Source organism: Streptomyces sp. NPDC053426, from assembly GCF_055585405.1.
Genome location: NZ_JBVJKE010000031.1, coordinates 15795 through 37324, shown reverse-complemented (window position 1 = coordinate 37324; position 21530 = coordinate 15795). Strand labels below are relative to the sequence as shown.

Here is a 21530-nt window from a genome sequence, read left to right as displayed (position 1 = left end):
CATGTGCGGATTCGCCGGATTCAGTGACGCGGGCATGACGCGGGAGGACATGCGGACAACGGCCGAGCACATGCTCGCCGCCGTGGCGCACCGCGGCCCCGATGGTGCGGGCCGGCTGCACCACCGGGGTGTCACCCTCGCGCACTGCGCCCTGACCTTCACCGACCCGGATCACGGCACGCAGCCGTTCGTCTCCGCGTCGGGAGCGACCGCCCTGGTGTTCAACGGCGAGATCTACAACCATGCCGAACTGCGCGCCGAGCTACGGGCCGCCGGTGTCGCGTTGCGCACCGGCAGCGACACCGAGGTCCTGGTGGAGCTGTACGAGTTACGGGGAACGCGGATGCTCGATCGGCTGCGGGGCATGTTCGCCTTCGTCCTGCACGACGCCCGCACCGGCACCACCGTGCTGGCCCGTGACCCGATGGGCAAGAAGCCCCTCTACTACACCCGCGTGCCGAACGGCATCGCCTTCGCCTCCGAGCTCACCGCCCTGCTGCGGCACCCCGCCGCACCGCGCGTCCCCGACCTCGGTGCGCTCGCCGACTACCTGGTGTTCCAGGCGTTCTGCGCCCCCGCCTCGGCCGTACGGGGGGTGAGCAAGGTACGCCCGGGAAGCTGTGTCACCCATGAGCGCGGGGAGTTGCGGGAGACCGAGTTCTGGCGGCCCCGCCTCGCTCCCGGCACAGGAGCGCGCCGGGGCCCCGGACTGCGGGAGGCCGAGCAGCGGTTCGAGGAGCTGTTTCGGGCCGCCGTCGCCCGGCGCGTCACCAGCACCGACCGCCGCCTCGGCGTGCTGCTCAGCGGCGGACTGGACTCCAGCGCGGTGGCCGCGGTGGCCCAGCAGCTGCGGCCCGGGCAGCCGGTGCCCACCTTCAGCGCGGGGTTCGTGGACCCGGACTTCGACGAGAGCGACCACGCCCTGGCGGTGGCACGCCATCTCGGCACCGAGCACCATGTGGTGCGGATCGGCGGCCCGGACCTGGCGGGCGTGGTGGAGTCCGAACTGGCTTACGCGGATGAACCGTTGGCCGATCCCTCCCTGCTGCCGATGCGCCTGGTCTGCCGGGCGGCCCGCGCGCACGTGCGGGGTGCCCTCACCGGTGACGGCGCGGACGAACTGCTCCTGGGATACCGCTACTTCCAGGCCGAGCGGGCGATCGAGCTGCTGCTGCGCGTCCTGCCCGCTCCCCGGCTGGAGGCTCTCGCCCGGCAGCTCGCGCGCCGGCTGCCGGCCCGTTCCGGCAACCTTCCCGTGGCGGCGGCCCTCGGTCTGCTGGCCAAAGGACTGCGCGCCTCGCCGGAGCACCGCTTCTATCTCTCGGCGGCACCCTTCACCCCGGGTGAGCTGCCGGGGGTGCTCACCCCCGAGGCCGGGGCCGAGCTGGCCGGGCACGATCCGTTCGCCGAGGTCTCGCGCCTGCTCCGGGACCAGCCCGGCCTCTCCCAGGTCCAGCTCAGCCAGCTCGCCGTGACGACCCACTTCCTGCGGGACGTGATCCTCACCAAGACGGACCGGGGCGGCATGCGCAGCGCCCTCGAACTGCGGTCGCCCTTCCTCGATCTGGACCTGGTCGAGTACGGCAACTCCCTGCCCACCGGCCTGAAACTGCACCGGTTCACCGGCAAGTACCTGCTGCGGCGGATTGCCGCCGACTGGCTTCCCCCCGCCGTCGTGCGCAGGACCAAACTGGGCTTCCGCGCGCCGATGGCCGCTCTGCTCCGCGGGGAGCTGCGGCCCCTGCTCCTGGACACCCTCTCCACGGCGTCGCTGCGCCGCGGCGGTCTGTTCGACACCGGGGCGGTGCGCCTGCTGATCGACGACCACCTCGGCGGCCGGCGGGACACGTCCCGCAAGCTGTGGGCCCTCCTGGTCTACCAGCTCTGGGCCGAGAGCCTGACGGCCCGGCCCCGCGCCTCCGAGACCCCCGCGTATCCGGCCCTCTCCTAGGAGAACCATGGCTGCTCCCGACCGACCGCTCGTCCACGTGCTCTCCCCCCGGACCTGGGGCGAGTTCGGCAACTACCTGGCCGCGACGCGTTTCTCCCGAGCCCTGCGGAGCGCGATCGACGCGGAGGTGACCCTCCTGGAGGCGGAACCGATCCTGCCGTGGATCGGGGAGGCCGGGGCGGAGATCCGGACCATCTCCCTGGAGAGCCCCGACGCAGTGGTCCGCAACCAGCGGTACATGGCTCTCATGGACCGCCTCCAGGCGCGTTTCCCGGAAGGGTTCGAGGCCGACCCCACGCCCGCCCAGCGGGCCGACCTGGCTCCCCTCACCCGGCATCTGCGCCGGACCGCCCCGGACGTGGTGGTCGGCACGAAGGGGTTCGTGGCAAGGCTGTGCGTGGCCGCCGTCCGGCTGGCCGGGACGTCCACCCGGGTGGTCAGCCACGTGACCAACCCCGGGCTGCTGCACCTGCCGCTGCACCGCAGCCGATACCCGGACCTGACGTTGGTCGGCTTCCCCCGGGCGAAGGAGCACCTGCTCGCCACGGCCGGCGGCGACCCGGAGCGCGTGCGGGTGGTGGGGCCGCTCGTCGCGCAGCACGACCTGCGGGACTTCATGACCAGCGAGTCGGCCGCCTCCGACGCGGGTCCCTGGGGCGCCGGTCCGGGTCCGGACCGGCCCCGGGTGATCGTCTTCTCCAACCGGGGCGGGGACACGTACCCGGAGCTGGTGCGGCGCCTCGCCGACCGGCACCCCGGCATCGACCTCGTCTTCGTCGGCTACGGCGACCCCGAGCTGGCCCGTCGCACCGCGGCGGTCGGGCGGTCCCACTGGCGGTTCCACAGCGTGCTCGGCCAGAACGAGTACTTCGACTACATCCGCTGTGCCTCCCGGTCGAGGTACGGGCTCCTCATCTCGAAGGCCGGTCCCAACACCACCCTCGAGGCGGCCTACTTCGGCATACCGGTGCTGATGCTCGAATCGGGGCTGCCCATGGAGCAGTGGGTGCCGGGACTCATCGACGAGGAGGGGCTGGGCCGAGCCTGCGCCACACCCGAGGAGCTCTTCGACACGGCGGACGACTGGCTGTCCCGTCCGTCGGTGATCGAGGGGCACAAGAAGGCCGCGCTCTCCTTCGCCGACTCCGCGCTGGACCAGGACGCGGTGACGGACCGGATCGGAGCCGCCCTCCGTACTCTGCTGGACGCCCGGTGACCGTCCGCCGCGGAGCCGCGCCCGCCCCCCGCATCCTCCTGGTCGCGGGGGCCGGCGGGGTGCGCGCGGAGGGCGACAAGGAGGTGCGCCTCGGGCACCCCCTCACCGGCGACCACCTGGACCCGGGCCCGCCGGCCGAAGGCGTCTTCGCCGGGTGGCGCTGGGACGGCGAACGCCTGGTGGCCCGCAACGACCGTTACGGCGTCTGCCCCCTCTTCCACCGGTCCGGCGGCGCCTCGCTCGCCCTCTCGCCCGACCCACTGGCGCTGCTGCCGGACGACGGGCCCGCCGAGCTGGACCACGACGCGCTGGCCGTTTTCCTCCGGCTGGGGTTCTTCCTCGCCGAGGACACCGCCTTCGCCGGGATCCACGCGCTGCCCCCGGCGGCCACGCTCACCTGGGACACCGGCGGAACGCGGCTCCGGTCCGGGGGACTGCCGTGCCCCGGACCCACCGGGATGACCGAGGAGCAGGCGGTCGACGGCTTCATCGACCTGTTCCGCGCCTCGGTGGCTCGCCGGGCGCCCGGCGAACCGTACGAACTGCCGCTCAGCGGCGGCCGGGACTCCCGGCACATCCTGCTCGAACTGTGCCGTCTGGCGACACCGCCGCGACGGTGCGTGAGCGGTTCGAAGTTCCCTCCCGATCCGGGGGCCGACGCCCGCGTCGCGGCCGTTCTCGCGGCCCGGCTCGGCCTGCCGCACACGGTGGTGCCGCGTCCGCACGCGCAGTTCCGCGCCGAGCTGTCCGCGCTGCCCGCACAGGGCATGACGACCCTGGACGGCGCGTGGGCCCAACCGCTCCTGGCTCACCTGCGCCGCCACAGCCGAGTCTCCTACGACGGTCTCGGCGGTGGGGAGCTGGCCCAGAACCCGAGCATCGCCTTCATCCGGGCCCATCCCTACGATCCCGCCGACCTGCCCGGCCTGGCGGACCGGCTGCTGGACGCGGGCCGGACCGGCCCGCACCTGGAGCACCTGCTGGGTCCGCGCACGAGCGTGCTGTGGAGCAGGCAGGTGGCACGGCGGCGTCTGGTCACCGAGCTGGCCCGGCACGCGGACAGCGCCTGCCCGCTCAGTTCCTTCTTCTTCTGGAACCGGACCCGGCGCTCCATCTCTGCGGCTCCGTTCGCCTTGGGCGACGGACGGCTCGTGACGCACACCCCCTATCTCGACCACGCGCTCTTCGACCACCTCGCCGCGGTGCCGCGCCGGTTCCTGGTCGACGGGACGTTCCACGACCGGGCGTTGCACCGGGCCTTCCCCGAGCACGCGGACCTGGGTTTCGCCTCGTCGGTGCCCCAGCTGCACGGCCCCCTGCTGGTCGCGCACCGGCTGACGTACCTGCTGCGGTTCCTCGCGCACGCGGTGGCCGTGGAACCGCAGTGGTGGCGCAGCCCCGACCGCTTCCTGCAACGGCTGCTGGCCGCCGGCCGGGGGCCCGGAGCACCGCAGCGCGTCAGCAGGCTCCAGCCCCTGGCGCTCTACCTGTTGCAACTGGAGGGCTTCGCCACCCGGCGGGCCAGCCACCGGCCCTAGCGGCCGGACACCCGTACACCCGTCAGACCCGCACACCGCACCCGACCACAGCCGCAGGGCCAGAAGGAGCGCACCGTATGCGGAAGACATTGCCCGTGATCAGCACAGGCCCCGCCGCGGGGGCGGCTTCGGACGGCTGCTCGGCCCCGGCCGCGGCCCCGGCCCGTTCGGCACTGCCGCTCTGGCGCAAGCGCAGGCTGCGCATCGCCCTCGTGCGCCACCACGACCTGTGCCTGAACACCCGTCAGATAGCCCGGGTCCAGAAGCGGGCCGGTGTGCTGCCGCACCTCGGGCTGGGCTACATCCACACCGCGCTGAAGTCGGCCGGGTTCCACAACGTCATCCAGGTCGACACCCCCGCCCTGGGCCTCGACAGCGAAGGGCTGCGCAAACTGCTCGCGGACTTCGGAGCGGACCTGGTCGGGGTGAGCACCACGACGCCCGGCCTGCCCGGTGCCGTCGAGGCGTGCGAGGCGGCCAAGAGCACCGGGGCCAAGGTGATCCTGGGCGGACCGCACACGGAGGTGTACGCGCACGAGAACCTCGTCCACGACTCCATCGACTACATCGGCGTCGGCGAAGGCATCACGATCATGCCGGAACTGGCGGAGGCGATGGAGCGGGGCGAGGACCCGGAGGGCATCCGCGGACTGGTGACCCGCAAGCACGACGGTGGCGCCGCGCCCATGGTGAACCTGGAGGAGGTCGGCTGGCCCGAACGCTCCGGGCTCCCGATGGACAGCTACTACTCCATCATGGCCCCGCGGCCGTTCGCGACGATGATCTCCAGCCGCGGCTGCCCCTTCAAGTGCAGCTTCTGCTTCAAGCAGGCCGTGGACAAGAAGTCCATGTACCGCAGTCCCGAGGACGTCGTCGGCGAGATGACGGAACTCAAGGAGCGGTGGGGGGTGAAGGAGATCATGTTCTACGACGACGTGTTCACCCTGCACCGCGGCCGGGTGCGGGAGATCTGCGCGCTCATCGGGGAGCGGGGCCTCAAGGTCCGCTGGGAGGCGCCCACCCGCGTCGACCTGGTGCCCGAACCGCTGCTGGAGGCGATGGCCGGGGCAGGGTGCGTGCGCCTGCGGTTCGGCATCGAGCACGGCGACACCGAGATTCTCGAGCGGATGCGCAAGGAGAGCGACATCGAGAAGATCGAGAAGGCGGTCACCTCCGCCCACGAGGCCGGGATCAAGGGCTTCGGGTACTTCATCGTCGGCTGGCTCGGTGAGACCCGGGAGCAGTTCCGCAAGACTGTCGACCTCGCCTGCCGGCTCCCTCTGGACTACGCCAGCTTCTACACCGCGACGCCCCTGCCCGGCACCCCCCTGCACACGGAGTCCGTGGCCGCCGGCCAGATTCCGGCCGACTACTGGGACCGGTTCGTGCGGGGCGAGTTCGACGCGCGGATCGGGTACCTGGTGCCGGACGCCCAGGAGCGTGCCCAGCGGGCGTACCGGTCCTTCTTCATGCGCCGTTCGATGGTCAGGCCGCTGCTGTCGCACATGGCGGTGACCGGCCAGTGGCGCAACACCCTGGACGGCCTGCGCAGCCTGCACCGGTCCACGTCCAACACCGACCGTGACTTCTGAACCCGCGGCCCCGGCCGTCCCGCGTCCGCCGGCCCGTCCGGGACCGCCGGTCCCCCTCAACCGTCCGCTCGGCCGGCGCAGGCGCCGGCCGCCCGGCGAGGGATTCCTGACGCACCATCTGCGCAGCACGATGGCCCGGGGCTTCAGGCCCCCGGAGTCCTGGGGGGTTCCGGTCCGGCATGTGCTGCCAGGTCTGCCGGCGGACGGGACCACGCGGGCCGAGGAGGCCGCGGCGGCGCTGCGCACGCCCGCCGGGCAGCCGGGCATCGCCATGGTCGTGCCGACCTACGTCGCCCGGACCGGCCCGGCGCGGCAGCGGGAATGGTTCGGCGCGTTGCTGGAGCAGGCGGCCGCGGTGGCCAGGGACCATCCTCGGGTGCCCCTGGTGCTGTTCGTCGGCATGCAGTGGTCGTCGGCCGACGAGGAGGCGGAGTCGCTGCGGCGCCTGCGCGTGCTGCTGGACGACGCCCGGGTCCGGCTGCCCGGTCTGCGGGTCTGCGGTCTCTCACTGCCCGGGCCGGGCAAGCCCCGTACCCTCAACGGGGCGATCGCGGTCGCCGAGCTCCTCGGCTGTGCGGGCGTCGGATGGGCCGACGACGACGTGGCCCTGGAGGACGGCTGCCTGTCCCGGCTGGTGCGGGACTTCCTGGCGGCGGGGTGTCGCGGTGCGGTCGGCGCGACCAAGATCGCGCACACTCATGCGTACGCCACTTCCCGGTTGCTGTCCCGGGCCAAGGCGATCGCCGCGCCGGCGACGAACTACCCGCACGGCTGCTGCCTCCTGGTGGCCACCGACGTGGTGGCCGGCGGGTTGCCGGGGCGATACGTGTCCGACGACGGCTATGTGTGCTTCCGTCTCCTCGACCCCACGTCACCCGACCCACTGGCCCGCCTACGGCTGGTTCCGGACGCCCGGTGCCACTACTACGTGGCGGGGCCGGCCGGTGAGACCCGCCGCAGGATCCGCAGGCTGCTGCTCAACCACCTCGTCGACGTCGCCGACTGGCCGCTGCCCGTGGTCCGTCACTACTTCGGCCACGTCCTCTTCGGCGGCATGTGGCCCCTGACCGGCTTCGACTCCTCCCGCGGTACCCGCCACGGTGTGAAGAAGGCGCTCATCAAGTGGCTGTACTTCGCTTGGTTCGCGGGCATCGGGGCCGAACTGTACGCGCGCGGACTGTGCGGCAGGCCGCTGCGCGGCATCGAGTGGGCTCCGTACTCGGACATCCGCAGGATCACGCCGTCGTCCCCGTCGTCCCCGTCGTCCCCCGCGTCCTCACCGTCCTCATCCATGTGTCAGGAGAGCTGATGAAGGTACTCTCACTCCACTCCGCCGGGCACGACACCGGCGTCGCCTACTTCGAGGACGGGCGGCTGGTCTTCGCCGTCGAGACCGAACGGCTCACCCGGGTCAAGCACGACCACCGCTGCGACGTCGCCCTGCGGCACGTGCTCGCGCAGGAGTGCGTCGACACCGACGGCATCGACCTGGTGGCCGTGAGCACGCCGGTGCGCAGCGGGCTGCTGCGCATCCCCGACATGGACCGGGCCCTGGAGCGGACGGCGGCGGGCGCGCTCCACCACCGGACCGTCTGCGAGATGCTGGGACGCCGGGTGGAATGCGTCGTGGTCACCCACGAGGTCTCCCACGCGGCGCTGGCCGCCCACTACGCGGGTTGGGAGGAGGGCACCGTCGTCCTCGTCAACGAGGGCCGCGGACAGCTCACCCGCAGCTCCCTGTTCCGGGTGTCGGAGGGGGCCCTGAAGTGGGTCGACAAGGACCCGCTGCCCTGGTATGGCAACGGTTTCGGGTGGACGGCGATCGGGTACCTCCTCGGTTTCGGCCCGAGCCCCAGCGTGGCCGGCAAGGTGATGGCACTGGGCGGCTACGGGCAGCCCGACGCCCGCGTCCGCGAACAGTTGCTGGCGGTCGACCCGGACGTGATGAACGACCGGGAACTCGCCGAGCGGGTGCGGGCGGACCTGGCCGCCCGGCCCGAGTTCGACCCCGGGTTCGAGACGGCCTCGCACGTGGTGGCGACGTTCCAGGAGATGTTCACCGGGGCCGTCCGGGAGGTGCTCGACCGGCACGTGACGCGCACGGACGCCGGGGTGGGTCCGATCGCCCTCGGCGGCGGCTGCGCCCTGAACATCGTGGCCAACTCGGCGCTGCGGGCGGAGTACGGACGGGACATCGCCGTTCCGCCCGCCTGCGGGGACGCGGGACACCTGACGGGAGCCGGCCTCTACGCGCTCTCACAGGTGGCCGGTGTGACACCGGAGCCGTTCGCGGTCTACCACAACGGTGGGGGCAACAGCCGCGCCGACGTCCTGGAGGCGGTGGAGCGTGTGGGACTGCGGGCCGTCGACTACGACCGGTCCGAGGTCGCCGGGGTGCTGGCCGCGGGCGGGGTCGTGGCGCTGGCGCAGGGCGCGGCGGAACTGGGACCGCGCGCGCTGGGGCACCGGTCGCTGCTGGGCTCTCCCTCGGTGCCGGGCATGCGCGAGCGCATGAGCGAGAAGCTGAAGCAGCGCGAGTGGTACCGGCCGCTGGGCGCCGTGATGCGCGACGAGCGGTTCACCGCGCTGTACCCGGGGCAGGCGCCGTCGCCGTACATGCTCTTCGAGTACCGGCTGCCGGACGGGACCGCGCCCGAGGCCCGGCACGTCAACGGCACCTGCCGGATCCAGACCCTGGGCCCCGGCGAGGACCGGCTGTACGGTCTGCTCGACGCGTTCGAGGGGCTGACCGGCGTGCCCGCGCTGATCAACACCTCCCTCAACGGGCCGGGCCGGCCCATCGCGCACACCGCCCGGGACGTACTCGACGACTTCGCGCACACGGACGTCGACCTCTTCGTGTTCGACGACCTGATGGTGCGGGGCGACGCGGCACGCTGACGCCGGGCTCCGGGTGAGCCGGGCGGCCGGCCGGAGAGGCTCCGGCCGGCCGCCGGTCATCAGCCCAGGTGCCGGGGGACGAGCCGGGTCAGTACGTCGTCCGTGTACAGGTGGACGACCTGCACCAGGCCGGGGGCGCCGGGCGGCACCCGGACGGCGGCCAGCGCCCGCCCGCGCAGTTCCTCCAACTGGGCCACGACGTCCTGGCCGGCCACCGCCCCGGTCCGCATCAGGTGTGCGAGATTGCCGTCCCGCTCGCCGTTGCGGTCGTAGTCGGTCAGGTCATCGGCCGTGGTGATGGTCAGGGCGAAGGCCTCCGCGAACTCCCTTACGGCGTCGCCGGGTTGCCCGTCGTCGCCGCAGGCGGCCGCGAGTGCCCCGTAGCGCCCCAGGAAGGCGGCGCCGTAGGTGCTCGCATGGGCGCGCCACTCCTGGAGGTTCGTGGCCCGGCTGCGTTTGGTGCCTATCTGACCGCCGCAGAGGTAGACGGCGTCCCGCTCCAGGATGTCCGTCACCGCCTTGGGATTCCGGGCGAGGGAGGCCAGTTCGTGGAGGGCCCGCAGATGGAGGCGGAGGCAGACACAGGCGAGTTCGACCCGGTCGAGGCCGGTGTCGTCGTCCATCAGGTCGTCGAGGAGCTTCATGGAGACGATGTCGAGGGCCAGTGCGCGGGAGACCGCGGCCCGCCGGTCCGGGTCGGTCGTCCACTCGGTGAGGAAGTGGGGGACCCGCAGGTACAGGCGGAGGGCGGCGGTGTGGGTCACCAGGTCCGGCGATCCCCCGGTCTCGGCGACGCAGCGGGTGACGTGGTCGCGGTTGGCGGCCTCGGCGGCGAGCATGGACCGCGTGTAGTCCGCGGGCAGGGCCGTGACCGGGGCGGCCGTCACCGCCCGCTCCCCGGGCGGGCCGGGGGGCGTTCCCCGCAGATCTCGGCGAGGGTGGCCCGCCAGTCCTGGTGTTCCAGGGCTCCGGCGAATCCCACGCGGTCGGCCCCGCTGTCGAGGTAGTCGGTGACCTGCCGGCCGGTGCGGACGTTGCCGCTCACGAAGAGGACCTGGTCGGGTCCGAGCCCTTTGCGGAAGTGCCGTACGACCTCGGGCGGCACGTGATCGTTGCGCGAGTACAGGTAGACCATGTGGAAGCCGAAGGTGCGGGCGACGTGGAGGTGCCGGTCGATCTCCTCGGTGCTCGTGGTGCTCACCGGCGTGGTGCCGAGCAGGTCCCCGGTGCGCCGGTCCTCGCCGAAGGTGAGGGCGACGGTGAGAATCAGCTCGGGCCACTCCGCGCGGGGTATGCGGCCGGGACAGGCGGCCAGGGTCTCCAGGAAGCTCTTCCACACGAAGTAGTCGTCGCCGGAGCCCAGCAGCGCGGGCAGCAGCACCGCGTCCGCGCCGCGGACCACCGGGAACCCGGCCCCCGGGCGGGGCGGGAAGTGCAGGACGACCGGCAGTGTCGTGACCGCCTTCACCGCCGCCACGTACGGTTCCATGTGCGACTCGAACGACTCGTAGTCCGTGCTGGCCAGAACAACGGCGGCGAAGCCCAGCCGCGTGAGTTCCGCCGCCTTCTCGACCGCCTCCGTCACCGGGACCTTGAAGGGGTCGATGATGTGGACGGGGCCCGGCCGGTGGTCGCGCAGCCGGGCGAGTACGCGCCCTGGTTGCCAGAGCGGTGGTGCGGCATGGAGTTCGGTGTGGTGGTCGAGCCGTGGTAAAGCGTTCACCAGCGTCTTCCCCCTTGTCGTCCGGGCGGGTCGCGCGACGAGGTGCCGGCCGCGTCACGCGTTCGGATGAGGTGTCGCACGTTCGGGCGGATGTGCGGGGCGCCCTGGCCCTCAGGGCCGTTCCCTGACCGGTCGCGAGTGATCGGCGCGGCGTCGCCGATGCCGGAGCGGGTACCTACGCCGGCGCCACCTCGCGGTATTCCGTCATGCTCGTGCAGAGGGCCACCGGACCGTTCCGGCATCCGCTGAGGTCGGTGTGGTGGAGGAGCGCTCCGGAATCCTTCGGCGAGCCTGCCCGGCGGATTCACCGGCGGACGGGCCAAGGGCCTCGTTCACGTACTCCCCTTCCATTGGAGAGACGAACAGCGGGTCCACCGGGCCGCGTCGAGAACAAGGAGCGGCAGGGCGGTTGCCGATACTACACGCGTTCGTTTCCACGGGGTAGGGAGACTTTGTGTGACGGTTATGAATGTCGGTCACACCGAAGTCGGCCACATCAAAGCAGGAACGCCCCGGCGCTTTGCCGCGCGGGGCGTTTCCAGCGGTCCGGGGCGTAATTCACGCGAATTGCAGATGGCGTCGGCGCCGCAATCGGCTCGCCATCACGCATCCGCTCGCCACGACCAGCAGCAGCGTCACTCCGAGGGCGTGGGTCACCCCGGAGGTGAACGAACCGGCGCCGGCGCCGTCGACGGCGTAGGTGATGATCTCCCGGGTCGACCAGAAGGGCAGCACCTTGGCCGAATCCTTGGCCGGGTCCGTCACCATCTGGGCGCCGATGACGGAGATCAGCAGCAGGGCGCCCTCCATGTCCCTCGGCACCACCGCCCCGAGCAGCAGCCCCAGGGGCACGGCGACCAGCGTGGTCAGGGCCAGTTCCACCAGGACGGCCTGCGGGTGCTGCACGTCCTGCCCGACCAGGATCACCACCGCGTAGAGGGCGCTGACGCCCAGGCCCGCGGTGAGGAGGGCCAGCAGGCGCCCCGCGAAGAGCTGGAGCGGGCGGAACCCGGAGAGGGCCAGGAGCGGTTCGATCTCCCGGCCGCCGACCGTGGAGAAGAGGGCCGCGGCACTGACCGCGAAGCCCACGCCGAGGCTGGCGAAGCGGACAGCCTGCCCGGTCTGGTCGTAGCGCCCGAGGTAGAAGACGAGCGGGACCAGCAGCAGCAGGCCCAGCACGCCTCGTCGGCGCAGCAGTTCACGGAAGGTCATCTCGGCCATCCGCAGGGTGGCTGTCATCGGATGCCCCTGTCCTTGCCGGGGGTGAGATCCAGCACCTGGTCCACCTGGTCGAGTTGGTTGAGCATGTGGGTGACCACGACGACGGCCTTGCCGGCCTCGCGCCATGCCCGGACGCTCCGCCAGAAGTCCACATATGAACCGTGGTCGAACCCCTGGTAGGGCTCGTCGAGCAGCAGCAGGTCGGGGCCGCCGAGGGCCGACAGCACGACGTTCAGCTTCTGACGGGTGCCGCCCGACAGGTCCTTGGCGAGGACGCCCCGCGCGGGGGACCAGTCGAGCTCTCCCGCGAGTTTCCGGCCCCGGCGGTCGGACTCCTTACGGCTCAGGCCCCGGCCGGTGCCGAAGAGGGTGAAGTGCTCCCCGGGAGTCAGGAACCCCATGACGCCGGCGTTCTGCGGGCAGTAACCGAGGCTGCCGGAGATGGTGATCTGTCCCTTGTCGGGGGAGAGGAGACCGGCGCAGATCTTGAGCAGGGTGGACTTGCCCGCCCCGTTGCCGCCGACGATCGCGGCGATCTCGCCCGAGTGCACGACGAGGTCCACACCGGTCAGGACGCGGCGGCGTTTGTAGCGCTTCACGATGCCCCGCGCCTGCAGGAGAACTTTACGGCCGGCGGGCTCGGACATGCCGTGGTACCCCTCTCGGGCACCGACGGAATAGCCCATGAATGCCACCTTTCTGCCGACCACGGCGAACGGCACGCGTTGTCGGCCTCAATGGTCAGGATTTGCGCCCCGGCCGGGTTCGCCGCCCCGGCCGACGCTCGTGGACTCAGCCTGCCACACGTGGCGTGAGAGGCGGTCGCGGCCGCGATTCCCCGGGAGTTCGGATCTCCCGCGATCCGGTTTCGGGGGATCCTACGGGGCGACCGGTCGGTGGCGGGATCCCTGCCCCGTGTTTCGGCCATCTGTCTCCCGTGCCCGGAACCGCTCTTGCAGGCCCGCCCAGCGGCTGGTTAGCGTACCGACCCAGCCACACTCATCGCTCACTTGTGCGTTGCCCGCATCGGTGTTCAATTCGCTTCTTCCGGAGTTCGCCGCCGGGACGGGAGCCGGTGGGCCGCACCCCGTGTCAGGGCCAGAGGGAATTCCGCTCGGAACGACGAAGGGGACGTGGATGCGCGGGGGAACCGTGGACCGTCGCATGTGGTGGCAGCGGGCCGTGGCCCGTGGTTTCGCGCCGCCGCCCGCCCGCCCCACCCCGTTCGTCCTGATGGGACGCGAGGGACCGGACTCGGACGTCCGCGGCGAGGTGCGCGAGAACGGCGTGACCGGCGCGCGGCCCGGCGGGGCGGCGTTCCCGCTGCCGTCCGGCGGCCTCGGGGTGCTGCTGCCCACCTATGTGGGGCGGTGCGACGCCGAGGCGCACGAGCAGACGTTCCGTCATGTGCTGGACTCCCTGGTGGAGGTGCGGCAGGCCCACCCGTCCTTTCCGCTGTCGGTGTGGGTGGGCATGCAGTACGGTCCGGGGGAGGACGAAGAGGCGCTGCGCAGGCTGCGCCGGTTGTCCGAGCTGGTCCCCGAGGACCCGGCCCTCACCCTGGTCGGGCTGGCCCTTCCCGGGCCGGGGAAGCTGCGCACGGTGAGCACGGTGCTGCGGCTCTCCGAGGATCTCGGTTACTCGGGCTGGCTCTGGACGGACGACGACATCGAGATCGCTCCCCGTTGCCTCGCCCTGCTGGTCTCCCGGTTCCTGGATCGCGGCGAACGGGGCGCGGTCGGGGCGCACTCGGTGGCGCTGGCCCGGGAGACGGTCACCTCGCAGGCCATGGACCGGGTCTCGGGCGTCACCGCTCCGCCGAAGGCCTGCCCGGCTGCGGCCTGTCTTGTGGTCGCGACGGACGTACTGGGCACCGGCATTCCGGTCAGACGCCTGACCGACGACGGATACGTGGTGTTCGAACTGCTCGACGCCGAGGCGTCCGATCCGCTGCACGACCTGGAGGTGCTGCCGGAGGCCCGGATCAGCTTCTACCGCGTCAGCCGCACCCACGACACGTTCCAGCGGCTGCGCCGCTCCCTCCACAGCCATGTGACCTGCGTCGCCGACTACCCCTGGCCCACCTCGCGGGTCTACCTGACCCAGGTCCTCTTCCACGGCCTGTGGCCGCTCGCGGCTTGGGACGGCAGCCGCGGTCCCGTGCGCGGCTTGCAGCGCTGGCTGATCAAGGGACTGCACTTCACCTGGTTCTGCGGCGTGGCCGGCTCCCTGGCGGTGCGCGGTGCGGCGGGACGGCCCCTGCGCCATGTGGCGTGGGGTGACGAGGGAGACTTCCGCAGCCCCACCGTCGAGGAACCCGCCGGGCGAGCGGCTGCCGGGCACTGACACACGAGGCCGCCCCGGGCGGCCCGGAAGGAGACCCGATGGTGACAGCCGGTCCGACCGGGGCGGCGGTGACCGTCATCCTGCCCCACTACGACTGTGCGGCGTACCTGGGTGCGGCCGTCGCGTCGGTGCTCGCCCAGGACCGTCCGGACCTCCGGCTGACAGTGGTGGACGACTGCTCACCCGACGAGAAGTGGATCCCCGAACTCCGCCCGTACGCCGGCGACCCGCGGCTGACGGTGCTGCGCACCTCCCGGAACGTCGGGCACCTGCGGATCAAGAACAAGGTACTGGAGTCGGTGGACACCCCCTACGTGGCCTTTCAGGACACCGACGACATCAGCCTGCCGGACCGGCTCCGCCGTCAACTGGCCGTCCTGGAGAAGGACCGCGCCGACCTGGTCGGGTGCGCCTACTCCTACATCGACGAGGCCGGCCGCACGACGGGGCGGCGGCGCATGCCCCGCAACGGCAACCTGTGGATGCGGCTGGGGCGGACGACCGTGCTCCTGCATCCGTCCTCGGTGGTCCGGCGCTCGGTGCTGGAGACACTCGGCGGCTTCGACGGCACCGTGCGGCTGGGCGCCGACACCGACTTCCACCTCCGGGCGGCCCGCCTGTACCGGCTGCGCAGCGTGCGCAAGGTGCTCTACCGGTACCGGATCTGGCCCAAGTCGCTCACCCAGGCGCCCGACACCGGATTCGGGTCCGCGGAACGACGGGCGTACACGGAGGCGCTGACCGCCCAGGAGGAGCGGCGACGACGGGCCCGCAGCCGTGAGGAGCTGCTCCCGCTGCTGGTCGCCCCGCCCAACGACATCGACTTCGCCCTGGCCCGGGTCGAGCTCGGCCAGGGGCGGGTGTAGACGACGTGGACGACGCCCCGGCGGAGAACGCGGACGCGCCGCTGCCCCGGATCGCGGTGGTGGTGGCCGATCCGGACGGCGGCGGGGAGCGCACGGTGCGCGCCCTCCTCGCCCAGACGGTGCGGCCCGTCTCCGTGACGGTGGTGACGACGGCCCCCACGCCGCTCGGAGGCGACCCGATGCCCTGGGACGACGCGGGAGCGCCGGCCGTACGGGTCGTCCGGTGTGCCCGCGGGGAACTCGGGCCGGCGTGTGTCGACGCGGTCAGGAACGCACGGGCGCCGTACGTCGCCGTGCTGCTCGGCGGCGACGAGGCCCTCCCTCACTGTCTGGAGCACCTGTCGCGGGCGGCCCGCGACGGCGGCGGGGACGGCGGTGCTCCGGTCGGCCTGGTGCAGTGCGGCACGCTCGGGCTGCGGGACGACGGTCTCGTGGACGGGTTCACCCTGCCGTCCCCCGCTGCCGGCTCCCCGCCTTCCCCCCGGGACCTCCTCGACGGTGCCTACCTGGTGCGGCGCGAACTGCTGGACGCGGACCGTGTCACGGCGGCCTGGGTCTCCGTACCCATGCTGCTGATCCGTCGGCGGGCCGGCACCGCCGGGAACACCGCCGTCGCCCTGGACCCCGGCATGCGCGTCCTCCGGCGGACCCGCCTGGTCCGGCGCGGGTACCGGGCGCCCGCCGCCGCACCGCGCGACGGAAGCACGCCCCGGCTCGTGTCGGTGGTCGTCCCGGTGCGTGACGGCGCCCGCACGCTCGCCGCCCAGCTGACCGCCCTGTCCCGGCAGACCGGCGCCGTTCCGTACGAAGTCCTGGTCGTGGACAACGGCTCGACGGACGCCACCCGCGAGGTGGCCGAACAGGCCCGCGCCGGACTGCGGGACCTGCGGATCGTCGACGCGTCCGACCGCCCCGGTGAGAGCCGCGCCCGCAACCGGGGCATCGCCGCGGCGCGCGGCGACTTCGTCGCGTTCTGCGACGCGGACGACGTCGCCGACTCCGGCTGGCTGGCCGCGATGACGGAGGCGGCCAAGGAGGCCGACCTGGTGGGAGGCGGCCTGGACACGTCCGTGCTCAGCCCGGCTCACGCCGACGAGCAGCCCCTGCCGATGGACGCGCAGACGGACTTCCTGCCGTTCGCCCGGGGAGCGAACTGCGGTGCCTGGAAGGACGTCCTGACAGCGACGGGCGGCTGGGACGAACGCTACCGGGGCGGCGGGGAGGACATGGACCTCTCCTGGCGTGCCCAGCTCTGCGGCTACCTCGTCCGTTACGCGGGCGACGCCATCATGCACTACCGGCTGCGGGACGAACTGACCGCGCTGGCAAGGCAGAAGTGGAACTACGGCCGTTCCGGCGCCCAGTTGTACGCCGCGTACCACCGCGCCGGATTCCAGCGGCGAGCGGGCCGGGTGGTCGTCATGAACTGGTGCTGGCTGGCGCTGCATGTTCCGGACCTGGCGCGGTCGTCCACGCTGCGCCGGCGCTACGTCCGCTACGGCGCGCGGCTGGCCGGGTTCCTGGCGGGAAGCGTGCGGCGGGGCACCCGGTACCTGTGAGGACCTGTTTCCGGTACGCGTGAGGGCGGAAGGCCGACGCCCGTGAGGCGGGGAGCCCGTACGTGAGGCGGCGCGCCGGGCGGGTCCGGCGCGCCGTCCACCCGGATCAGACCAGCCGGTGGCCGGGTTCCGGCGCCACGGAGTCGCCCTCCATGGCCCGGCAGGTGGCCCGCAGGGCGGCGACGACGGCGTGGTCCTCCCCCCAAGCGTCGAGATCCGGACCGTCCCCTGCCTTCAGGGCAGGCACCGGCACCTCCATGATCTTCGGGTGCACGTACCGGACCGGGGTTTCGGAGGGGGCCACCAAGGACTCGGTGAGTTTCTCCCCCGGTCTCAGTCCGACGTAGCGGACCGGAAGCTCCCCGCCCGCCTGCGCGATGACCCTTCGTGCGATGTCGAGGATCCGGACCTGCTCCCCCATGTCCAGTACCAGGGCGTGACCGACGCTGCCCAGCGCGGCCGACTGGATGACCAGTTCCACGGCTTCCTGCACGGTCATCAGATAGCGTGTCACCCCCGGGTGGGTGACCGTCACCGGGTTTCCGGCCGCGACCTGGCGGGCGAAGACGTCGAGGAAGGACCCCTGGCAGCCGAGCACGTTGCCGAACCGCACGCTCACGTACGGCCTGCCCGCCTGGATGGCGGCCGCCGCGGTGAGTCCCTCGGCTATGCGCTTGGAGTATCCGAGCACCCCGACCGGGTCGACCGCCTTGTCGGTCGAGATGTTCACCAGGAACGCGACGTTCGCGGCCAGCGCCGCGTCCAGAACCGCCCGGGTGCCGAAGACGTTCGTCTTGACGGCCTCGCCGGGGAATTCCTCCAGGATGGGAACCCACTTGAGTGCCGCCGCGTGAAAGACGATGTCCGGTCGGCACCGGTGGAAGAGCCGCGTGAGCCCTCGGGAGTCCCTGATGTCGGCAAGGAGGATACCGGGGCGCACCGACGAAGGGCCGTCCGCGACGCTGCCTGCCGCCAGGTGAAGAGCCGTCTCGTTGCGGTCGAGCATCATGAGGCTCTCGGGCCCCCACCGGCTGAGCTGCCGGCACAGCTCCGATCCGATGTAGCCGCCGGCCCCGGTGACCAGGATTCGCCGGCCGCGCAGGAACCCGGCACTGCTCTCGAGGTCGGTTCTTATCCTCTGCCGACCGAGAATTCTTTCGAGGTCCAGAGCGGGATGGTCGCCGGTTGGCAGGTGTGCACCATACCCTGCGGAATTATCGTCAAACATGCAGTCACACTTCCTTTTTGACAAGAGCCATGACTGATGTGCCGACCGACACGACGAACTGGACCGACGTATCGTCTTGGTGCTTTCTTCGCCGACACCATTGCGCTGCCTCCCCGGGGCGTTGTGCCCGGGGACCACATTCCGGCGGCCGTTCGCCACCTGCCGCACCGGATCCGTCGGCGTCGGGTGGATCCGCGTGGACGTCCGAAGGCGGCCGGGATCATCACTTTATCGAGGGGCGGATCGGCGCGGGGCGATTTCCTCGACTGCTGCCGGACACGCCAGGCGGCGCCGGGCGGTAAGCCGGGCCGGCTCACGGGCCGCCGACGCCGAGGAATTCGCGCGCGCCCCGCAAGCGGGTCCGGACCCGGGTGGCGTCGGTGACGAGGCGGATGTCCAGCCCCCCCGGCGGGTCCACGTCGCTGCGCAGCCCGGCCGGCAGCCGGGCGGGGTCCAGTCCGTCCCGCCGGGCTATGAGGACGCCCAGTTCGTGACGGTTCATCGCGTCCGGTCCGGCCACATGGAACACACCGGATCCGTCCGAGTCCGTGATCTCCAGGAGGGCGGAGGCCAGGTCGTCGACGTGGACCGGGCAGCGAGTGTCGTCCGTGAACAGGACGCCGGTGCGGGTACCGGCCGCCAGGGCGTGCACGGCCTTCTCGTGAGCGGACCGGCCGTGCCCCACGATGAGCGAGGTGCGCACCACCGCGGCCTCGGGCACCGCCACCCTGACGGCCGTCTCCGCCGCGGCCTTGGCGGCTCCGTAACGGGAGACGGGGTCGGGGAGCGCGTCCTCGTGGTAGTGGATGTCGGCTCCGGAGAACACCGCGTCGGAGGAGACGTGGACCAGCCTGCACCCGGCCCGCGCCGTGTGCAGGGCCAACCGGACCGCACCGTCGGCCGTGACCGCCCAGTCGGCGTGTCCGCCAGCCGTGTTGATCACCGCGGCCGGGCGGATCCGGCCCAGCACCTCTTCCATCCGCCCCGGGTCACGCAGATCGGCCCGGTACCAGGTGACCGACGGCAGGTCCCCCGGGCTGGTCCGGTAGGTCGCGGCCACGTCCCATCCGACGGCCACGGCCCGGCGGAGCACTTCGCACCCGAGGAACCCGCTCCCGCCGACGACAAGCACTCTCACGCATCACCCCCTGACGTCCGGACTTCCCCGATCGCTCCCAGGAGTACGGGGGATGACCCACGCGACCGTGTCGAGCCGTGATTCCTGGGAACCGATGCTACTGAAGGCCGCAGGCCACGGGGAAGGCGCCTGCCGGACGGCTTCGCCGGTCGGAGAGAGCGGGGAGAGCCGGGGAAACGGAAGAGGACGGGGGGACCGCTGTGCGGGCCCTGCCCTCTGGGGGTGCGGTCCGGGGCGGCCGGTGTGCGGGGCGGACCGGGACGGGGGTCTCGTCGTGCGTCTCCGCGGCCGGTCGCCGGTTCGGCTTCTCGCCCCCGAATGAGCCCGGGCGCGTGTGCTTCCGCAAGGCAGAACACGCGCCCGGGCTCAATCGCCTGCCGGCGGTACGTCCAGGCCATGACGGAACGTCGTGCGTATCCGGGTGACCTGTCCGGTGCCCGCTTAGACTTCCCCGCATGGACGACGCGTTGCGGGACCTGCTCGGGGCGGGGAAGTACCTGTTGGTCACCAGCTACCGCAAGAACGGCACGCCCGTCGCCACGCCGGTGTGGGTGGTGCGGGACGGTGAAGCGCTCGGGGTGTGGACCGTCGCCGACTCGTGGAAGGTGAAGCGGATCCGCGCACGCGGCGACGTCCTCGTCGGCCCCTGCGACATACGCGGCAACCCGACCGGTGACCAGGTCCCCGCCACCGCGGAGATCTGCGACCCGGCCACCACCGCCCGCTACCGGAGGCTGATCGGCCGCAAGTACGGCCTCGTGGGGCGGCTGACCCTGCTGGGCAGCAGGCTGCGCCGGGGCACGAGCGGCACGGTCGGCATCCGCGTCACGCTCTGATCCGCCTGCCGGACCGTGTCCGGCGGTCCGTCAGGTCCAGGCCCGGAACGGCTCGTCCACCAGTTGGAAGACCGGCTCGCCGCGCACCGGGTCCTTGGCCGTCGACAGCCGTACCCGGTCGCCGCCGTGGATGCCGATGGGCGGCCCCATGACCCGGCCGCGCACCACGAACCCCTCGGCCATCTCGATCAGGGACACATTGCGGGCCGCCGGGGTGTTGCGGTGCAGCACCGTGGAATGGCGGACCGTCCCGACGCCCTCGCTGCGTTCCGTGCGCAGGTCGCTGCCCTGACAGACCGGGCAGAGCAGCCGGTGGTACATGGCGGTGCCGCACCAGGTGCAGCGCTGGAAGAGCATGGCCTCCGCGTGGTCCCTGCCCTGGGGATCGAGGACACCCGTCGCGGAGCCGGCTGCCTGCTGAGCGACGCTTCCTGAGTGGTGGTACACGCTGGTCAACTCCCTGCACTCGGCCGGAATCCCGCGTGCGGTCACCCGGCACGCGCGTGCCGGTGCGCCCTGCCACCGTGCACAGCCACAGAGTATGGCACTCAGTGCCACTCGTAAAGGCACTCCGTACCCCCAAAAATGGGGTGGGCGTCCGCGCCGGATCACCCGCGCCCGAGCGTGGTCTCCAGTTCCTGCACCACCCTCCACAGCGGTGCCCCGCGCCGCGAGACGACCACCACCACGTCCCCGGGCCCCTCGCCCGCCGCGACGGCGGGCCCGGCGCCGAACGCGGCCCGCACATGCCCCAGCGCGTGGTCCACCACGGCCTCCGCGTCCCCCTTCCCGTCCGAACGCAGCCAGGAGCGCAGCGCGTTGTTGTGCGCCGCGACCACCGCCGCCGCGATCACATCGGCGCGGAGGGCGCCGTCGGGCAGACCGGCGAAGCGGCCCCGCAGAAATCCGGCCAGCGCCCGCTCGTACCGCCAGACCACGGACAGCTCGTACGCCCGCAGTCCGGGCACGCTCTTGGTGAGGCGGTAGCGCTGCACGGAGAACGCCGGGTTCTCGGCGTACATCAGCAGCACCAGCCGGGCCGCGTCGCAGACCCTGCGCACCGGATCGTCGTCAAAGTCCGCCGCCAGGAAGGCCGTCATGTCGGCGAGGCAGCGCTCGTGGTCGGGGAAGACCACGTCCTCCTTGGACGGGAAGTAGCGGAAGAAGGACCGCCGGCCCACCCCGGCGAGCGCCACGATGTCGTCGACCGTGGTCTGTTCGTAGCCCCGCTCCAGGAACAGCCGGAACGCCGCCGCGACCAGGGCGTCCCGCATCGGCGGCTTCTCGGCCCTGTCCCCGCGGCCGGGAGCCGCACTGCTGGAGCTCATGCACGGAACGTAGCACCGGGAAGCCACTGATGGCACTCAGTGCCCGCCGTGCACGGAACTCAGTACCGCCGTGTCCCCTTCCCGCAG

18 protein-coding genes are annotated in these 21530 nt (G+C 72.2%); 10 read left to right on the top strand and 8 right to left on the bottom strand.

Annotated elements, in window-relative coordinates; all coding sequences use genetic code 11:
- Position 1: 1 nt before the first annotated feature.
- The 6 genes from asnB to ACZ62B_RS36940 all read left to right on the top strand — a co-directional run bounded on the left by asnB (position 2) and on the right by ACZ62B_RS36940 (position 9198).
- The gene (asnB, locus tag ACZ62B_RS36965; RefSeq protein WP_344562746.1) at positions 2–1951 is read left to right on the top strand and encodes an asparagine synthase (glutamine-hydrolyzing); all 1950 of its coding nucleotides are present in this window, start codon (positions 2–4) and stop codon (positions 1949–1951) included.
- A gap of 7 nt (positions 1952–1958) precedes the next feature.
- Complete coding sequence (locus ACZ62B_RS36960) at positions 1959–3167, top strand: glycosyltransferase family protein (RefSeq protein ID WP_344562744.1); 1209 nt, start codon at positions 1959–1961, stop codon at positions 3165–3167.
- Entirely contained in the window at positions 3164–4705 is a 1542-nt protein-coding gene (locus tag ACZ62B_RS36955) for an asparagine synthase-related protein (RefSeq protein ID WP_344562742.1), read from the top strand. The genes ACZ62B_RS36960 and ACZ62B_RS36955 overlap by 4 nt, the downstream gene beginning before the upstream one ends.
- Positions 4706–4782: 77 nt before the next feature.
- A complete protein-coding gene (locus ACZ62B_RS36950) occupies positions 4783–6297 on the top strand; it encodes a B12-binding domain-containing radical SAM protein (protein WP_344562740.1) in 1515 nt (504 codons plus the stop codon).
- Complete coding sequence (locus ACZ62B_RS36945) at positions 6287–7606, top strand: hypothetical protein (RefSeq protein ID WP_468885353.1); 1320 nt, start codon at positions 6287–6289, stop codon at positions 7604–7606. The genes ACZ62B_RS36950 and ACZ62B_RS36945 overlap by 11 nt, the downstream gene beginning before the upstream one ends.
- Complete coding sequence (locus ACZ62B_RS36940) at positions 7606–9198, top strand: carbamoyltransferase C-terminal domain-containing protein (protein WP_469693751.1); 1593 nt, start codon at positions 7606–7608, stop codon at positions 9196–9198. The genes ACZ62B_RS36945 and ACZ62B_RS36940 overlap by 1 nt, the downstream gene beginning before the upstream one ends.
- Before the next feature lie 59 nt (positions 9199–9257).
- On the opposite strand, the gene ACZ62B_RS36935 is transcribed toward ACZ62B_RS36940, so the two are convergent.
- The 4 genes from ACZ62B_RS36935 to ACZ62B_RS36920 all read right to left on the bottom strand — a co-directional run bounded on the left by ACZ62B_RS36935 (position 9258) and on the right by ACZ62B_RS36920 (position 12828).
- Positions 9258–10085, bottom strand: coding sequence for a Moenomycin biosynthesis protein MoeN5 (locus ACZ62B_RS36935; RefSeq protein ID WP_382052352.1), 828 nt, complete (start codon positions 10083–10085; stop codon positions 9258–9260).
- On the bottom strand, positions 10082–10921 hold the full coding sequence (locus ACZ62B_RS36930; protein WP_344562732.1) for a geranylgeranylglyceryl/heptaprenylglyceryl phosphate synthase: 840 nt from the start codon (positions 10919–10921) through the stop codon (positions 10082–10084). The genes ACZ62B_RS36935 and ACZ62B_RS36930 overlap by 4 nt, the downstream gene beginning before the upstream one ends.
- A gap of 558 nt (positions 10922–11479) precedes the next feature.
- Positions 11480–12160, bottom strand: coding sequence for a hypothetical protein (locus ACZ62B_RS36925; RefSeq protein ID WP_344562730.1), 681 nt, complete (start codon positions 12158–12160; stop codon positions 11480–11482).
- Positions 12157–12828: an ATP-binding cassette domain-containing protein gene (locus ACZ62B_RS36920; RefSeq protein WP_344562728.1), complete on the bottom strand. Its 672-nt coding sequence runs from the start codon at positions 12826–12828 to the stop codon at positions 12157–12159. Before ACZ62B_RS36920 ends, ACZ62B_RS36925 begins: the two co-directional genes overlap by 4 nt.
- Positions 12829–13279: 451 nt before the next feature.
- Between ACZ62B_RS36920 and ACZ62B_RS36915 the strand changes: the two genes are divergently transcribed.
- The 3 genes from ACZ62B_RS36915 to ACZ62B_RS36905 are packed head-to-tail and all read left to right on the top strand — an operon-like array spanning position 13280 to position 16913.
- On the top strand, positions 13280–14488 hold the full coding sequence (locus ACZ62B_RS36915) for a glycosyltransferase family 2 protein (protein WP_344562726.1): 1209 nt from the start codon (positions 13280–13282) through the stop codon (positions 14486–14488).
- 38 nt (positions 14489–14526) lie between these two features.
- The gene (locus tag ACZ62B_RS36910; RefSeq protein WP_344562724.1) at positions 14527–15354 is read left to right on the top strand and encodes a glycosyltransferase family 2 protein; all 828 of its coding nucleotides are present in this window, start codon (positions 14527–14529) and stop codon (positions 15352–15354) included.
- A 5-nt stretch (positions 15355–15359) separates the two neighbouring features.
- Entirely contained in the window at positions 15360–16913 is a 1554-nt protein-coding gene (locus tag ACZ62B_RS36905) for a glycosyltransferase family 2 protein (RefSeq protein ID WP_344562722.1), read from the top strand.
- 106 nt (positions 16914–17019) lie between these two features.
- Here ACZ62B_RS36905 and ACZ62B_RS36900 read toward each other — a convergent pair whose 3' ends face one another.
- Positions 17020–18141: a polysaccharide biosynthesis protein gene (locus tag ACZ62B_RS36900; RefSeq protein ID WP_468727605.1), complete on the bottom strand. Its 1122-nt coding sequence runs from the start codon at positions 18139–18141 to the stop codon at positions 17020–17022.
- Positions 18142–18454: 313 nt separating this feature from the next.
- Positions 18455–19279 (bottom strand): SDR family oxidoreductase, encoded by an 825-nt coding sequence (locus ACZ62B_RS36895; protein ID WP_344562720.1) that lies wholly within the window; start codon positions 19277–19279, stop codon positions 18455–18457.
- Positions 19280–19734: 455 nt separating this feature from the next.
- Here ACZ62B_RS36895 and ACZ62B_RS36890 point away from each other — a divergent pair, with 455 nt between their 5' ends.
- On the top strand, positions 19735–20115 hold the full coding sequence (locus ACZ62B_RS36890; RefSeq protein ID WP_344562718.1) for a PPOX class F420-dependent oxidoreductase: 381 nt from the start codon (positions 19735–19737) through the stop codon (positions 20113–20115).
- A gap of 30 nt (positions 20116–20145) precedes the next feature.
- On the opposite strand, the gene ACZ62B_RS36885 is transcribed toward ACZ62B_RS36890, so the two are convergent.
- Complete coding sequence (locus tag ACZ62B_RS36885; RefSeq protein WP_344562716.1) at positions 20146–20562, bottom strand: Zn-ribbon domain-containing OB-fold protein; 417 nt, start codon at positions 20560–20562, stop codon at positions 20146–20148.
- Between the two features lie 161 nt (positions 20563–20723).
- Complete coding sequence (locus ACZ62B_RS36880) at positions 20724–21443, bottom strand: TetR family transcriptional regulator (protein WP_344562714.1); 720 nt, start codon at positions 21441–21443, stop codon at positions 20724–20726.
- Positions 21444–21530 lie beyond the last annotated feature (87 nt).

Excerpts from the sequence above, each read along its gene's own strand:
- asnB (WP_344562746.1), top strand. The coding sequence starts at position 2 with ATGTGCGGATTCGCCGGATTCAGTGACGCGGGCATGACGCGGGAGGAC.
- ACZ62B_RS36960 (WP_344562744.1), top strand. The coding sequence starts at position 1,959 with ATGGCTGCTCCCGACCGACCGCTCGTCCACGTGCTCTCCCCCCGGACC.
- ACZ62B_RS36950 (WP_344562740.1), top strand. The coding sequence starts at position 4,783 with ATGCGGAAGACATTGCCCGTGATCAGCACAGGCCCCGCCGCGGGGGCG.
- ACZ62B_RS36940 (WP_469693751.1), top strand. The coding sequence starts at position 7,606 with ATGAAGGTACTCTCACTCCACTCCGCCGGGCACGACACCGGCGTCGCC.
- ACZ62B_RS36925 (WP_344562730.1), bottom strand. The coding sequence starts at position 12,160 with ATGACAGCCACCCTGCGGATGGCCGAGATGACCTTCCGTGAACTGCTG.
- ACZ62B_RS36920 (WP_344562728.1), bottom strand. The coding sequence starts at position 12,828 with ATGGGCTATTCCGTCGGTGCCCGAGAGGGGTACCACGGCATGTCCGAG.
- ACZ62B_RS36915 (WP_344562726.1), top strand. The coding sequence starts at position 13,280 with ATGCGCGGGGGAACCGTGGACCGTCGCATGTGGTGGCAGCGGGCCGTG.
- ACZ62B_RS36910 (WP_344562724.1), top strand. The coding sequence starts at position 14,527 with ATGGTGACAGCCGGTCCGACCGGGGCGGCGGTGACCGTCATCCTGCCC.
- ACZ62B_RS36900 (WP_468727605.1), bottom strand. The coding sequence starts at position 18,141 with ATGTTTGACGATAATTCCGCAGGGTATGGTGCACACCTGCCAACCGGC.
- ACZ62B_RS36890 (WP_344562718.1), top strand. The coding sequence starts at position 19,735 with ATGGACGACGCGTTGCGGGACCTGCTCGGGGCGGGGAAGTACCTGTTG.
- ACZ62B_RS36880 (WP_344562714.1), bottom strand. The coding sequence starts at position 21,443 with ATGAGCTCCAGCAGTGCGGCTCCCGGCCGCGGGGACAGGGCCGAGAAG.